General features: G+C 41.1%; 13 protein-coding genes and 4 tRNA genes. 8 read left to right on the top strand and 9 right to left on the bottom strand.

The genetic code is table 11. The annotated features are described in order from the left end of the window. Positions 1–205: 205 nt before the first annotated feature. Together E2P86_RS10380 and E2P86_RS10375 are read left to right on the top strand one after the other, a co-directional pair. Complete coding sequence (locus tag E2P86_RS10380) at positions 206–1,132, top strand: hypothetical protein (RefSeq protein ID WP_134432824.1); 927 nt, start codon at positions 206–208, stop codon at positions 1,130–1,132. Between the two features lie 47 nt (positions 1,133–1,179). Continuing rightward, entirely contained in the window at positions 1,180–2,700 is a 1,521-nt protein-coding gene (locus tag E2P86_RS10375; RefSeq protein ID WP_166785184.1) for a recombinase family protein, read from the top strand. On the opposite strand, the gene E2P86_RS10370 is transcribed toward E2P86_RS10375, so the two are convergent. Both E2P86_RS10370 and E2P86_RS10365 read right to left on the bottom strand, forming a co-directional pair. Next, a tRNA-Leu gene (locus E2P86_RS10370) sits at positions 2,694–2,778 on the bottom strand. The genes E2P86_RS10375 and E2P86_RS10370 overlap by 7 nt on opposite strands. Before the next feature lie 5 nt (positions 2,779–2,783). Then, positions 2,784–2,856: transfer RNA gene (locus E2P86_RS10365), tRNA-Gly, on the bottom strand. Positions 2,857–3,060: 204 nt separating this feature from the next. On the opposite strand from E2P86_RS10365, the gene E2P86_RS10360 reads away from it, so the two are divergent. Continuing rightward, entirely contained in the window at positions 3,061–5,262 is a 2,202-nt protein-coding gene (locus tag E2P86_RS10360; protein ID WP_240775491.1) for a glucoamylase family protein, read from the top strand. A 57-nt stretch (positions 5,263–5,319) separates the two neighbouring features. Then, on the top strand, positions 5,320–5,835 hold the full coding sequence (locus E2P86_RS10355) for an OmpA family protein (protein WP_085471664.1): 516 nt from the start codon (positions 5,320–5,322) through the stop codon (positions 5,833–5,835). A gap of 79 nt (positions 5,836–5,914) precedes the next feature. Here E2P86_RS10355 and E2P86_RS10350 read toward each other — a convergent pair whose 3' ends face one another. Further along, positions 5,915–6,799: a cation diffusion facilitator family transporter gene (locus tag E2P86_RS10350; RefSeq protein ID WP_134432820.1), complete on the bottom strand. Its 885-nt coding sequence runs from the start codon at positions 6,797–6,799 to the stop codon at positions 5,915–5,917. Between the two features lie 259 nt (positions 6,800–7,058). Between E2P86_RS10350 and E2P86_RS10345 the strand changes: the two genes are divergently transcribed. Further along, entirely contained in the window at positions 7,059–7,424 is a 366-nt protein-coding gene (locus E2P86_RS10345; protein WP_085471666.1) for a YkvA family protein, read from the top strand. A gap of 55 nt (positions 7,425–7,479) precedes the next feature. Here the strand turns inward: E2P86_RS10345 and E2P86_RS10340 are convergent, their stop codons facing one another. Continuing rightward, positions 7,480–8,865, bottom strand: coding sequence for an NAD(P)-binding domain-containing protein (locus E2P86_RS10340; protein WP_134432818.1), 1,386 nt, complete (start codon positions 8,863–8,865; stop codon positions 7,480–7,482). A gap of 399 nt (positions 8,866–9,264) precedes the next feature. Between E2P86_RS10340 and E2P86_RS10335 the strand changes: the two genes are divergently transcribed. Next, positions 9,265–9,654 carry a VOC family protein gene (locus E2P86_RS10335; protein WP_085471991.1) on the top strand — a complete coding sequence of 130 codons (390 nt, stop codon included), beginning with the start codon at positions 9,265–9,267 and terminating at the stop codon, positions 9,652–9,654. Positions 9,655–10,284: 630 nt separating this feature from the next. On the opposite strand, the gene E2P86_RS10330 is transcribed toward E2P86_RS10335, so the two are convergent. After that, on the bottom strand, positions 10,285–10,608 hold the full coding sequence (locus tag E2P86_RS10330; RefSeq protein WP_206367957.1) for a winged helix-turn-helix transcriptional regulator: 324 nt from the start codon (positions 10,606–10,608) through the stop codon (positions 10,285–10,287). Between the two features lie 141 nt (positions 10,609–10,749). Here E2P86_RS10330 and E2P86_RS10325 point away from each other — a divergent pair, with 141 nt between their 5' ends. Both E2P86_RS10325 and E2P86_RS10320 read left to right on the top strand, forming a co-directional pair. Continuing rightward, positions 10,750–11,352, top strand: a complete 603-nt coding sequence (locus tag E2P86_RS10325; RefSeq protein ID WP_134432814.1) for an NAD(P)H-dependent oxidoreductase — start codon at positions 10,750–10,752, stop codon at positions 11,350–11,352. Positions 11,353–11,484: 132 nt separating this feature from the next. Then, positions 11,485–12,027 (top strand): AAA family ATPase, encoded by a 543-nt coding sequence (locus tag E2P86_RS10320; protein ID WP_134432812.1) that lies wholly within the window; start codon positions 11,485–11,487, stop codon positions 12,025–12,027. A gap of 79 nt (positions 12,028–12,106) precedes the next feature. On the opposite strand, the gene E2P86_RS10315 is transcribed toward E2P86_RS10320, so the two are convergent. The 4 genes from E2P86_RS10315 to E2P86_RS10300 form a co-directional block, all read right to left on the bottom strand. After that, positions 12,107–12,191 (bottom strand) — tRNA-Leu (locus E2P86_RS10315). 5 nt (positions 12,192–12,196) lie between these two features. Continuing rightward, positions 12,197–12,269, bottom strand: a tRNA-Gly gene (locus E2P86_RS10310). Positions 12,270–12,395: 126 nt separating this feature from the next. Next, entirely contained in the window at positions 12,396–13,133 is a 738-nt protein-coding gene (locus E2P86_RS10305; RefSeq protein ID WP_206367956.1) for a DUF6733 family protein, read from the bottom strand. Positions 13,134–13,209: 76 nt separating this feature from the next. Beyond that, entirely contained in the window at positions 13,210–13,704 is a 495-nt protein-coding gene (locus tag E2P86_RS10300) for a regulatory protein RecX (RefSeq protein WP_134432810.1), read from the bottom strand. Positions 13,705–13,775: the final 71 nt, after the last annotated feature.

Below are 13,775 nucleotides of genomic sequence, written 5' to 3'. Positions count from 1 at the left end.
TTTAATTGTAGGAAGATTGGTCCTTTCAATTTTCCTGAAAATCACTACATCCGGCCTGTACAAAATGCTATGGGTGCCTCCAGCGCTACAATGAGCAAAAAAGTACAAGGTTGTTAAAGGTTGTCAATTCCCGGTTTTAAATGAACGCATTTTTGTTGAGGCGGTATAAACCGCGCAAACAAATCGTTCATTTAAACATGTCATCATGAAAAAAGTAATTACGGCGATCTTATCGCTTGCACTATTAACGTGCCTGATCATTTATTCCTGTCAAAAGGATAAAGAAGGCAAAGTGGAAATTGAAAATTCAAAGCTCCTTAAGAAATCATCTGCATGGGATCAGGCGCCAGGGAAAGGAGGGAAGTTAGGCTGGTCTCCATTAAATTCAACAATCAGTGAAGAAGGAGCAGGATTAGCTGTTGTTGCGTCAGGCGACTGGAGTTACGTAGGCTTCGACAAAGAGAATAACCTTGTAAAGTTCGAACCGCTGACTAAAAAGACGATCACTTGTACCTGCAATACTTCAGGAACCTGTAAACCTTTTAAATCACATAGCCCATTCGGGAGTACGCAAGGGTGTGTAGGAACTTGTACTAATTGTACGATGGAGCAAAGTGTAATTCAGAATGGAAGAATTTTTGACCTTGAAAGTGGCGGATACTTCTCGCCACTGGCGAAAACGAGATTACTAAAAAATGGTGAAAGCGCACCGGCAGTATTTCCCGCGTTACTGGAGCTGGAAGTGTTTCAAAAGGAGTTTTCAAGATTTATGGATATGGCTTATAAAGGGAAAGAGATTCAAAAGCCCATTAGCCTACCCGATGGATCAATTGCTGCCCCAAGAGGTTATTCGCTCGTAGCCGTAAGTATAATGGGCAGGGGAATGGGGGTAATTCTACCCGATAATTTCGTGAGATCGGCTATTGGCAATCTGGCATCCTCAAAGGCATCTTGCAGTTGTTCCGATAAGGGCGGATGTTCTTTAAAGCGCGGAGATATTGGGATTGCTGGCGCCTATTGGTGTGAAGGTGATTGCAATTCATGTACACTTACTACCTCACGGTTCAACGGGCCGGATATCAATATAAAGACAGGCACCTATAATGTGCAATTGATTAGCTACAGATATTAAAACAAAAGAGGCATTGGGGAACAATGCCTCTATATAAACTAAGCAACATGGATACATTCGGATATATTAGATTATCGGGCAAAGATCAGTCAAAAGAGTCCCTGGATTATCAGGAGCGTAACATCAGGTTTTATTGTGAACGGTATCATTTAAATCTTGTCGGAATATATATCGACAATGGTAAAAGTAGCATGTCTTTTGATCGCCCAAATTACAGAGCATTGGAATGTGAGATAAAAAAGCTGAAGGGCCGTGTCAAATATCTTATTGTTATGGATCACGACAGGTTTAGCAGGAACCTGGTTGAGGCGCTGACCAAGATTGATGAGTTGGAGGATAAATTTGATCTTAAGGTATTGGCCTGCAAGGAGGCCATTGATCTCGATACGAAGGACCCTAATGTATTTATCATGCGGGCTATGGATTATATGATGGCAAACCAGGAATTGCTGCGCATCAGAAAACGTACAATGGATGGGGTTCGTCAGGCACACCTCAGCGGGCGTTATGTCCAGGCTTCCCCTTATGGTTATAAGAAGGAAGAGATAAAGGAGATAGGCAATAAAGTTATGTTAGTACCTTATGACGAGGAAGCGGCATTGGTTCAAAGGATATATAGCCTTTATCTTTCCGGCACACCTTTATTTGTTATAAAGACTATTGTACAAAGCGAAGGTTTTAAAAATAACGGGCATAGTGCTATTACGCGGATCTTAAGCAATTGCCTCTATGCCGGCCTTGTAAGAATTCCAAAGGATAAATATGGGCCGGAGAAGTTTATCAAAGGAATACATCGGCCTCTTGTTTCGGAGATAGATTTTTGGAATGCTCAGCATTTATTAGGTAATATCAGGCCGACTAAAGTCCAGCCTAAAGAAGAGTTCCCGTTAAGGGGATTGATCAAATGCTGGTGTGGTCAGCATATGACGGCCGGCTTTTCCAAAGGAAAGAAAAAGTATTATCTCTATTACCGTTGCATCCATCATACGGAAAAGAATTATAGGGGTGAGGTCATGCATGAGCAGTTTGCTGAATTATTGGAAGCGATCAGCTTCTCACCGGAACAGATCGCTTACATTACCCAAAAGGCGAAGTCTCTTTTAAAAGAATCCCAAAGCGAGTCTGTGCAGGTTATTTCTGCACGAAACAGGGCTATATCGGAAGTGCAACAGAAGCTGGATGGTCTTACCGAAAAATACGTCAATGATAAAATTGATGATGAAACCTATACTAAGTTTAGCCAACGTTTCAGGAAAGACCTTGCTATGCTGAAAGCTGAAGTACAACAGGCCAATATGCTATCTCAAAGTGATCCGATGGAGACCCTTACAGCCTCTTTCGATCTGCTTTCTAATATGCGGAATGTGTATGAAAATGCTTGTTCGGAAAAGCGTCAATCTTTAATAAAACTGGTGTTCAAAGAAAAAATCACGTATTGCGAGGGAGAATTTAGAACACCTGCGATTGATCCGATTTTCTTAGATAACGCACTGGGTATCAAAAAGAAAGGGCTGCTCAAAATTGAACAGCCCAATAATTTTAGGACATCAGTCCCGGATCGTACCTAGGGCGGGAATCGAACCCGCACTCCCTTAACGGGAACAGGATTTTAAGTCCTGCGTGTCTACCAGTTCCACCACCTAGGCAACTGAGCGAAAGACGAGATTCGAACTCGCGACCCCAACCTTGGCAAGGTTGTGCTCTACCAACTGAGCTACTTTCGCTTGACGTGCTGCAAAGATAGATAGAAAATCTAATCTTGGAAATTATTTCATGCTTTTTTTATGCTTATCACGCTAAATCGTTAAGAATGTGGCTGATATTTTTATTGAGCCTCATCAACACATTGCGTAAGTTTTTTGTAAAAACTGACTTTTTTGTACTATTGGTTCAATAATTGCTTAATTTTGTCGTAAGTCAATATGAGTATGATGCGATTTTTATCCTATTTGGTCTTTATATATCTATTTGTGATGTCTCCAGGCATCATTAAAGCGGACACCTATCCCGAAGTTATCTTTGATAATAGCTTGGTCAGTGGGGTATATGCGAAGAGTCAGGTGCAATACGAGGGCAGTTCATGGGTAGAGAACCTAAACAAACATTTGCTCGTGTCTGACACGCTTTTCTTTACACCAGGGAATTCCCTTTCGCTACGTTATAGATCTGCTGCGGAAGGGCAGTGGCGCGTTGATTTAAGATACAGTAGACAAAAATTCAACTATCAAGTCGATAATTCAGATTTTTTGATCCTTAAGATTTATATTGATTCCGAGAATACCAAGAAAAAAGATCTTCCTAAGATCGCTATTACGCAAAAGGCTTCACAAACCACGTTGTTAGATCTCAGTTCTTATATCGAGGATTTTGACTACAACATGTGGCTGAATGTAAAAATTCCTATCTCGAGCTTTAAAAACCTATATTTTGACGAAGCGATCACCGCGATAAGTCTTTTCCAGAACCAGGTGAGTGATGCGAACCACCATATTTTTATCGATCAGGTAGAATTTTTGCCGAAGAATAGTTCCAATGTGAAGCTCACTTCACCAGCGATCTTATCATCTATTAAAGCATTTGATCGACAAGTACGTCTACAATGGCAACTGCCACTTACGCCCTCCATTCGTTACATAAAAATCTATCGTTCAGAGGATAATAAGGATTTTAAACCAGTGGCAATACGTCCCATCTTTATGCAGAGCTGCTTAGATTACGTAGACGATCTGAATAAGACATATTATTATAAGATCGCATGGGTCGATTTCAACTATTTGGAATCTCCATTTTCGGAAGTTCGTGAAGTGAAAACGACAAAAATGAACCAAGAAGAACTGCTCGATTTAGTGCAGACCGCCCATATCAATTATTTTGTAGAGAACTATGACATTAATAGTGGGATGTATGTACCGTTTCGTTCGAAAGATAAAGCGGTTGTATCCGTGAAAGAAAGTGGTAATTCAGTCCTCAGTCTACTGGTCGGTATAGAAAAGAATGTGATCAATCGGCAAGTGGCGTTGAATCGGATATCACGGATGGTGTACTTTCTTATGAAAGGACAGAATAGATATGGCTTTTTTCCGGCTTACTTTGATGGGCGTTCAGGACTGCCCGAATACCGCAGTGGACAGCAGGCCTCTTATGACGTCCTAGCAACCTCCTCTATGATAGAGGCGCTTTTGGTTGCGCGTCAGTATTTTTCAAAAGATAATGAATTGGAACTGGATCTACGGAACCGGATTACGAAGCTTTGGGAAAGTGTGCAATGGGATAAGGCGGTCGCGATTGGCACGACAGATGTACTCGTTGAGCGCCTTTCTGCCGTAGATACGCTAAATAAGTATCCGTCCCTTGGCGGCATAAATGAATCCATCAATGCCTATATGCTTGGTATGGGGGCGCCGAAATATAAACTACCGGTCTCCGCATACGAAAATGGGGTGAAGATGGCACCGATTGATAGAGGTGCAATGCATGGTATTTTTCAAGATTCGACAATTGCCCTACCTGGAATTCTACCTGTGCCCGCTTTTATCTTACAACAAGATAGTCTGAGCGCTAAGCTGAGCCAAAGGGTCTCCATTTTTAAGGATACCCTGCTATATGGGGAAAGACTTATTTTTGGTTACCAAAAAGGCAGTCTGCTGAATGTCTATAAACCTTTCTTTACGATTAACCCACAAATATTGCGGGATCCGGCGATTCAATACGAAGAGGCCATTCGAAGTTATATCAAAGTACGTAAGCGACGGGATAATGAAACGGGAGTCGGGTCTACAAATTCAGATATTTGGGGATTTTATCAGTTTAATGATAGTATCGGTACATATCGTATCAATCCGGCAATTGGCCCTTCATCTATATTTCTGATGCCGGAGGAAGGTAAGCGTTCGCTGCTGGCCCTCTATGAAAATTTTGGTGACAATTTTTTTACAGAGTACGGTTTTCGCGCGTGGTTGGATCTGCGTAACAACGATGTTTCTGACGAATATTTCGCAACAAACCAAGCTTCACTCGCTGTAATGATAGAAAATGCACGGAGTGGATTAATTTGGCGCTTGTATGCGGAGATTCCTGAAATGAAGAAGTTGCGTGCTGAATTGTTCCCAGAGGAAGGAAAAGGCAACTAGAAGGGGGATTAAATCTTGGAAATTCTTATCTTTACGTAATCAACTAATTCACAATTCATGAAACATAACGGTTTTTTTATACTTTTTTTTGCTGCAGCTATTGGTTTTACATCCTGTAAACAACAGGCCATTATGGTGAATCCAGGTGCTGTTGTTACAAAAGACGGAACGGACGATGGACTTAAAAATGTAAAAACAGAATTTGAGGATGCATCGCGCACCGATGAGGGGATTAAATTCACATTATCTTCGGATCTTTTATTTCCAACAAATTCGTCTTATTTGACAGATAAAGCCAAAGTAGAACTTAGTAAATTGGCTAAGATTATGAAAAATGAAGGAAGTAAGAAAGTGCGTGTAGATGGTCATACCGATGCTACGGGTACGCCAGAGTATAATCAATGGCTTTCCGATAAAAGAGCCGCATCTGTCAAGAAATTCTTAGAAGATTCGGGTGTTTCGGGAACGCGCATATCAACAAAGGGATTGGGGCAAACAAAACCTGTAGCGGATAATAAAACACCAGAAGGTCGTCAGAAAAATCGCCGTGTAGAGGTTATTATTTTGAACTAAATAGTATATCTGTCGTTCAGGCAGTGATATCCAACAAAAAAGGAGCTTTTACTAAAAGCTCCTTTTTTGTTGGATCTTATTATGAGATTGCTTTCTCTTCGAAGGGTTCAATATGCACAAAGACATTTCCGATATTGGCCAGATTATCGATCAGGTAATCTTTTAAGGCGTGGGCAATCTCATGTCCTTCTCGTACAGTTAAGTTGGGATCGACTACAGCATGTAGGTCGATTTGAAAATGCATACCTATCTTTCGTATATAACATTTTTCAATCAACAGCACACCCGCTACGTTACGCGATTTCTGGCGCACTTCCTCTTCCAGTTCTTCGTAGCGATGTTCGTCCATAATCTCGGCTAAAGCTGGACGAAATATACCGTAACAATTGTATAAGATAAATCCTGACGCGAAGAGTGCGGCCCAATCGTCTGCGCTTTCATAGCCCTCGCCACAAAAGATCGCAATAGCAATACCAATGAATGCCGCAACAGAAGTGATCGCATCGCTCCGCTGGTGCCATGCTTCCGCTTTGAGTGAGGTGCTGTTCAACAGCTTACTTTTCCGCATAATAATGCGGAAAGAGATTTCCTTCCAGATAATGATACCCCCCAGGATAATAAGTGTCCATGCCTTCGGTAGCTCATGTGGGGTACGGATATTTTTTATACTCTCGCTCGCGATTACGAAGGCGGATAATACTAAGAAAATTACGACAATAAAGGTGACAAGCGGTTCGATTCTTCCATGCCCGTAAGGATGTGAAGAGTCTGCTGGTCGCTTGGCATATTTGAGGCCGAGCAACACCAAAAAGGACGAAAAGATGTCTGCCGTAGACTCAATAGCGTCGGCAATCAAGGCGTAGGAATTACCGAAAATACCACCTAACCATTTTACAATAGCTAATGTAAAGCTGGTAAAGATACTGTAGTATGTCGTTTTAATTGCTGATTCTTCGTTGGACATCCCTCAAAACTTTATGTTGTTACGCAAAATAATTTCAACTTCAGATAGCGCCATTCGTGTGGCGCCTTAAATTCATCACAAAATTAGAGTTTTGTCTTCAAAAAGTAGCATTATCGCGTACCTTTCTTCTCCCATCATCGGGTTTGGTTCATTTCCTGTATATTTGTTCCTTTGGAGGTTTTCGTTATCGCCTAGGTGGGGCTATTAAACTTTACCTAGTAAACGAAAGTCTTAACATGGATTAACATAATTGTATAGCATGAAAAAAGTTTCTTTAGATCGAGCTTTGTTGTTGTTCGAATTGTTTAGGACAAAAAAAATAACGCAAAACGATTTAAACCAAGCAGATAGTAAGGCCGCTCGTCTAGATGATAAGATGGATGATTTTAAATTACTGGTTGTGATGTGTAAAGATACGCTGGCAGGGCGTTATAAAATGAATAAATGGAACATGTCGGTTATCGTGGGGACTATTCTCTATGTGGTTTCACCACTAGACGCCATCCCGGATGTTGTGCCTTTGTTGGGCTGGCTGGATGATGTAACGATTGTTGGATATGCCATTTCAAAACTGTCGGACGAGATGAAACGTTACACGTTATTAAATAAAGGTAAAACTACCTAAGCAATAGAAAGCCCTCAAGTGATCACTTGAGGGCTTTGTTGCACGTAGAATAGGACTAGGCGTTTGCGGGATGTGGCGCTTCCGCATCGGCTAGCGTTTCTTCCCCAAGGTAACGCTCCAGACTATCGTCGAGTTCTTTCATCCAAGAGGTATGGTGTTTTTCGGCTTTTGTATTATCCATGACCGAGGTATACACTTTATCGCGGTAGGAGAGAATGTTATCTTCCTTATCCTGCAGCCAGCTTTTAAACATAGCCGCAACCTGATCCAAGTTAAATGGTGGATAGTCGGTATAGCGCATAAGATCCCTGATGTACGAAGTTTGGAAGTCGATATGTTCATCTCCCGTTGTTGTAGCCGCTTCTGTAGCCATCCAGTGCGCAATATCCTGCGCTCTTTCCGTGTGATCGGGCAACTGGATACGATCTAAGATATAGTCGCGAACAAACCAAGCTTGTGTGTCAAACATATTAAACGTATAATACTGATCTTGCATACCCAAGAATAAGAGCCGCTCATTGGCTTGCGAGACTACACCTTTGTAAAGGCCATCCGGATACAGGCAGTTTTTTGTTTTCAACCGCAGGTTATCGGGCAGAAAGGGGAATTTATGCTGGTAGCCCGTACACAGGATTACTGCATCATAACTTTCACTCGTTCCATCTCTAAAGAATGCTTCATTGCCTTCAAAATGCGTGACTAAAGGTTTTTCTTCCATGCCTTCAGGCCATTTCATGCCGATGGGATTGGAACGATAGGAGATGGTGACACCCGCACTGCCGTGTTTGTAGCACTGCACACCGATATCTTCGGCAGAATAGCTGCTTCCAATTAAGAGTAGTTTCTGGTCTTTAAATTGATCGGCTCCACGGAAATCATGCGCGTGCATTACGGCACCCGGGAAGCTATCTATTCCTTCAAAATAAGGCATGTTGGGTGTCGAGAAGTGGCCCGTTGCTACCACCAGGTAATCAAATAGCTCTTCGAATGTTTCATTTTTCTTTAAATTATCAAACACCACCCTGAACTGTTTACTTTCCGGTAAGTAGTCTACCCAGCGAGCAACCGTATTAAATTGTATATACTCGCGTGCGTTACTTTGTTTTATGCGTCCCTCGATGTAATCGAAGAGCACCTCGCGCGGTGGGTACGAAGAGATCGCTTGGTCAAAGTGCTCACTAAAGGTATAGTCCGCGAACTCTAGACATTCCTTGGGTCCGTTGGACCAAAGGTATTTGTACATACTGCCATGCAAAGGCTCCCCATATTGTCCGACACCGGTACGCCAGGTGTAGTTCCACATTCCGCCCCAATTGTCTTGTTTTTCATAACATTTGATTTCCGGAACGGGATTTCCCTTTTTTTGTTCCGACTCAAATGCTCTTAACATGGCGAGTCCACTAGGGCCCGCGCCAATAATTCCAACTTTTAATGCTGACATAATTATAATTTACCGCATGGCAAAGCCATACGCGTTTAACTGCTGTAAATTCGAATCTTAACTTGATTCAAGGTACTCTCCAAAAGGGAGTAAAACGACGAGAAGGCGTACAGGTCTCCCTGTTGTGCAATCTCCAAAAGAGGGACATTGTAATGTCCGATTTTGCGGTAGTAAATAGGCTGAATGCTATTTGTACGAATTGATAAAATCTTAAAGTAAAAGACTTTTGTTCTCCGCCAATGTAGCAAGATAGTAAAAATAGACCGTAAAAGCTAATTTTATAGCTTGTATGGCGTTTAAAATGCTTTTTTTGTCGGATATTTACCTGTCTATTGGTGGTGATTAACGCCTTAAAGCGCAGAGACTGATTCGAGTGACGTTTGAATAATGATATCCTATATGAATAGAAAGACTAATCCTGTTGTTTATTTTGAAATCCCTGTTGTTGATATGGATCGGGCGATCGTGTTTTACCAAGCTGTCTTTGGGTTTGATTTTGAGCGCATTGTTATCGATCACAATGAGATGGCTTTATTTCCATTGTTGCCCGAGCGGGAAGGTATTTCCGGCGCATTGGCAAAAGGGGAGGTGTATAAGCCTACCGTGGATGGTATGATAATTTACTTCTACACGGAATCTATTGATGAAACAATGACCTTAGCGCTCGCGCATGGTGGCGAGGTGCTTTATCCGAAAACCTCGAATGGTGATCTTGGGTTTGTCGCGGAGTTCAAAGATTCAGAAGGCAACCGGATTGCTCTGCAGGAAGATTTGAAGGAGGAAGAATAACGTGAGCTCCAAATTTAGATTAAAGTGCCCTAGTGCCATAAATCTTGGGCAAAGGTGGTCTTTTGTGCCATATCGCCGCACCTCTTTATAGCATCGACGTTGTCCTGAGTGGCACCGCGAGTGTACTTTACAGCATAGCCTCCAGTTATTGGACTATTTCCGCAGCACATAGTCATGGTTCCGCAACTTTTGTAGCATCGAAGTCACGCGATGCGACAAAGTCAGAACGATTTAGTGTTTTACAGATCGACAATGCCTCAAAGAGGGTATACTACGTGTTATAGTCTATCGTTATTTCCTCTATTCCGACCGTCTTTGCTTACAAGACTGTTGTCGACACGTTCTTGCCGTAGCAAGATGTCGTAGCACTGTCGTCTTTAAGTTAATGCCGTGACACTTTGCTGTATTGTCTACCGACGGTAAGCCTATTTCTGCTCGGGATGCTGCCATTGCATACGGCGATGCTACAGAGAGTTCTGCCGATACGTTGCTTTTTTTTGTAAACAAGCGCTGTTAGGTGCACATTTATTTCTGGTTTTCACGCAATAAGAATTATAGAAATATGCAAAAGGTATCGACGGGCAGCGCTCGATAAAAGTAGGCACAGTTTGCGTCAATGTGTACCTTATCTCAACCTTCCTGACAAGGAGTCTCTGGAGATAGTATTTTTATCCGATTATTCTTTTCTGCAGTTTCTTTGCCCCACGCGGCGATGGATTGGAGCAAGGGAATAAGTGTTCTACCAAATTCTGTCAGTTCGTAATCTACTTTCAAAGGCGGTTTGCTGGTATGCACCGTTCTTGTTACCAGGCCATCTTCCTCCATCTCTTTTAGTTGTAGGCTCAATGTGCGTTCCGTGATTACTTTACACAGTTTTCTCAGTTCGCTATAGCGCTTTTTTTCAACTAAATGGATCAAGATTACTGACTTCCATTTTCCACCTATGTATTTCATTGTTAAGCTGGTAGAACAAGGATATTGTTTATCATCTATACTGTACATCTGTTACTATCATTTTTGACCGTTATTGCAAATATATTGAACTATACATAGTTTTGCAACTATAAAAAGTATAGTTAATTAAATGTGGAAAATATGAGTTTTTTAGACCTTGCTAAACGCAGATATGCGACCAAAAATTACGACCCGACGAAAAAGATCTCGGTCGAACAAATTGAAGAATTAAAACAAATCCTTAGGTTAAGTCCATCCTCTATCAACAGTCAGCCTTGGAAATTTACATTCGTCACGGATACTGAAACAAAAAGCAAATTGGCCGCACAATCTTATATGAATGAAAATTCAATCAACAAGGTAGACCTTTTGGTTGTGTTTCATGTGATGGAAGATTTGGAGCATTTCGAGAAACGGAATCTCTCTATTCTTCCCGAAGCTTGGGTAAGCGGTTTCTATGAGCCTCTGGTCAAAGCAAATGGAAGGGCAAACGTAAAAGCATGGATGCAAAGTCAAGTTTACCTTTCGCTAGGTTATTTTTTAAGTGCTTGTGCCCACATGGGACTCGATGCTACACCAATGGAGGGAATAAACCTAAAAATGTATAAAGAGATATTGTCACAAGATGGATATGCACCGCTTTTTGCTGTCACTGTAGGTTATGCTGATGCAGATGATTGGGCTCACCCTGGTAATTTGCCCAAATCCCGTTTCGCTTTAGATGATGTAATAGCATCGATATAACCAGAACATAAAAATGTTTAGGAACCTTGGATACTGTTCCTAAACATTGTATAATTATTGCAACGCTTCATGGAGCTTGTAACTGTGTTCTAAGAAATGGAGGTAACTGAAGACTGGTAAACGTAAAATAATATGAAAGAAAACAAACTATTTGTGATTACTGGTGGGCCTGGGGTAGGGAAAACTACATTACTGAAAGCTCTTGAAAATAAAGGTTTCATTGCTGTTCCGGAAGATGCAAGGCAAATTATTAAAGAGCAAATGCTGGGGGACGGAGAAGGGTTGCCGTGGAAAAACAAGGCCTATTATTCGGCGTTAATGTTAAAGGCTTCTTTAGAAACCTATCATCGTATTGTACGTGATGAACATTCCGAAATTGTTTTTTTCGATAGGGGGATTTTGGACACTGTCTGTTACATGAGTATGGAAAATATCCCTATTGCAGAAGAGTTGATTACGTTAGTTAAGTCATGTCCTTACCACAGCAAAGTATTTATGCTTCCACCTTGGGAAGATATTTATGAGACAGACACGGAAAGGAAACAAACGTGGGAAGAAGCGATTTACACCTTTGAAAAAATGAAAGAAACCTATTTGGAATATGGATACGAAATAATTGAAGTTCCTAAAGGCAATGTGGAGGAGCGATGTGATTTTGTGCTGCGTAATATTTGATAACTTTTCTTTTTGACGATCTGTTTTTTCTCCAAAAAAGAAAAACCGTTTCTATTAGTATAGAAACGGTTTTTTTACGTACCTAGGGCGGGAATCGAACCCGCACTCCCTTAACGGGAACAGGATTTTAAGTCCTGCGTGTCTACCAGTTCCACCACCTAGGCAACTGAGCGAAAGACGAGATTCGAACTCGCGACCCCAACCTTGGCAAGGTTGTGCTCTACCAACTGAGCTACTTTCGCTTGACGTGCTGCAAATATAGAAGAAATCTAGTTTACCTCAAAATAAAATATGCGTTTAAAGCGCTAGATTACCATTCTAGCGCTTTTAGGTGCTGTTTTACAGCGAATTATTTTTTGTTTATTTTTTTAAAAAGTGAAGCCAGTGGACAGCTTATAGAAGGAGTCCTTGGCTTGTAGGCCATTTTTTACCTCCGGACCCGCGGAAAGGCGCAAGAAACCTACAATCTTCGGAACATTTAGCTGGATATATGGGCCCAGCCACTGGTAGTAGTCTAATTTTCCGCCGATATCATCCTTCGTTCTTTTGAGATGTTCAAAATGAGCACCGAAAGAAAAAGACGTACTTACTTTATAGCCGGCATTAGCCCAATAATGTAAATATGCTAATGTTGATCCATTTGCGGGGGCTTCATTGCGCAATGGAGCATAATAGCCGACATATACTTCACTTTCTAATTTAGGTACATCGACATTAAAAAATAGATTCGGCACGATGCCGTCTCCCGCAATACCGCCCAGCTGACCATCGGCAGCACCTTTGGAGAGTAGGTTTCCAAAGGTAAATCCAAGGTTAGGGTTTAAGGTAATTCCTTCCGCTAGGTACAAATTAACGCCACCACCAAACTCGGTCCAGTTGCCCCAAGCGGCACCAGTGCCTCCGCCCCAGAACACACCATAAGCAGAGACGCCAATTTTGTCGTTTAATTTATATTCTACCGTTACATTGGGGGCAAAACCGAAAAATTGGTCGCTGGTTAGTCCTATACTATAGGATGTTTTGTCTTCTTGGGAAAAAGAGAAATTAAAACTAATTGTTAATGCGAAAATCACGACGATTTTCAGTGTTTGTAGATTTTTTTTCATAAAATTTAACTTTTATTGGTTGATTAATGATCAAATGTAGTTAAATGGTATGAAATAAATAATTTATTTTTCTTTTTTATTGGTATTTTTTCAATATATCTGTTGTTTCGTTGAAAATTAAGTCACTTTCGAAGCCTTTTGATTGTAAAAATCGTATAAGTTTTGATTTTTGTGCGATGTTTTTCGGTTCTCCGTCTGTTTTTATCTTCTTTTTTATTGTTTCTGTTAGTTTTTCTTGATATTCCTCTTGTGTTATGTGGCTTAATGCTGTTTTTATGATTTTTTCTGACACATTTTTATATTTTAAGCCTTGTTTGATCTTAATCTTACCCCAGCCTTTCATTCTAAACTTACCGGAAACATAGGCGATAGCAAATCGCTCTTCATTTAAAAAATTATCGACGATTAGTTCTGAAATAATCTCCTCCACCTCATCCGCATGTAATCCCCATTCATAAAGCTTGTCGCGCAATTCCTGCTGTGCACGCTCTTGGTATGCACAAAAGGCTTCCGCTTTCAGCTTTGCCTGTGATCGGCTAAATGTTTTTTTATGTCTCTCTCCGTATTCCATCCCGTAATTGTTTAAAACTTATTAAGCTATTTATTGAAAAAATGATGAACTTCGTTTACAAGAACAAATCC

It is taken from the genome of Sphingobacterium psychroaquaticum, from assembly GCF_004421025.1.
Taxonomy (GTDB): domain Bacteria; phylum Bacteroidota; class Bacteroidia; order Sphingobacteriales; family Sphingobacteriaceae; genus Sphingobacterium; species Sphingobacterium psychroaquaticum.
This window is presented reverse-complemented; position numbering and strand designations above follow the sequence as displayed.

Coding starts and splice junctions, on each gene's coding strand:
- E2P86_RS10380 (WP_134432824.1), top strand. CDS start 206: ATGAAAAAAGTAATTACGGCGATCTTATCGCTTGCACTATTAACGTGC.
- E2P86_RS10375 (WP_166785184.1), top strand. CDS start 1,180: ATGGATACATTCGGATATATTAGATTATCGGGCAAAGATCAGTCAAAA.
- E2P86_RS10360 (WP_240775491.1), top strand. CDS start 3,061: ATGATGCGATTTTTATCCTATTTGGTCTTTATATATCTATTTGTGATG.
- E2P86_RS10355 (WP_085471664.1), top strand. CDS start 5,320: ATGAAACATAACGGTTTTTTTATACTTTTTTTTGCTGCAGCTATTGGT.
- E2P86_RS10350 (WP_134432820.1), bottom strand. CDS start 6,799: ATGTCCAACGAAGAATCAGCAATTAAAACGACATACTACAGTATCTTT.
- E2P86_RS10345 (WP_085471666.1), top strand. CDS start 7,059: ATGAAAAAAGTTTCTTTAGATCGAGCTTTGTTGTTGTTCGAATTGTTT.
- E2P86_RS10340 (WP_134432818.1), bottom strand. CDS start 8,865: ATGTCAGCATTAAAAGTTGGAATTATTGGCGCGGGCCCTAGTGGACTC.
- E2P86_RS10335 (WP_085471991.1), top strand. CDS start 9,265: ATGAATAGAAAGACTAATCCTGTTGTTTATTTTGAAATCCCTGTTGTT.
- E2P86_RS10330 (WP_206367957.1), bottom strand. CDS start 10,608: ATGAAATACATAGGTGGAAAATGGAAGTCAGTAATCTTGATCCATTTA.
- E2P86_RS10325 (WP_134432814.1), top strand. CDS start 10,750: ATGAGTTTTTTAGACCTTGCTAAACGCAGATATGCGACCAAAAATTAC.
- E2P86_RS10320 (WP_134432812.1), top strand. CDS start 11,485: ATGAAAGAAAACAAACTATTTGTGATTACTGGTGGGCCTGGGGTAGGG.
- E2P86_RS10305 (WP_206367956.1), bottom strand. CDS start 13,133: ATGAAAAAAAATCTACAAACACTGAAAATCGTCGTGATTTTCGCATTA.
- E2P86_RS10300 (WP_134432810.1), bottom strand. CDS start 13,704: ATGGAATACGGAGAGAGACATAAAAAAACATTTAGCCGATCACAGGCA.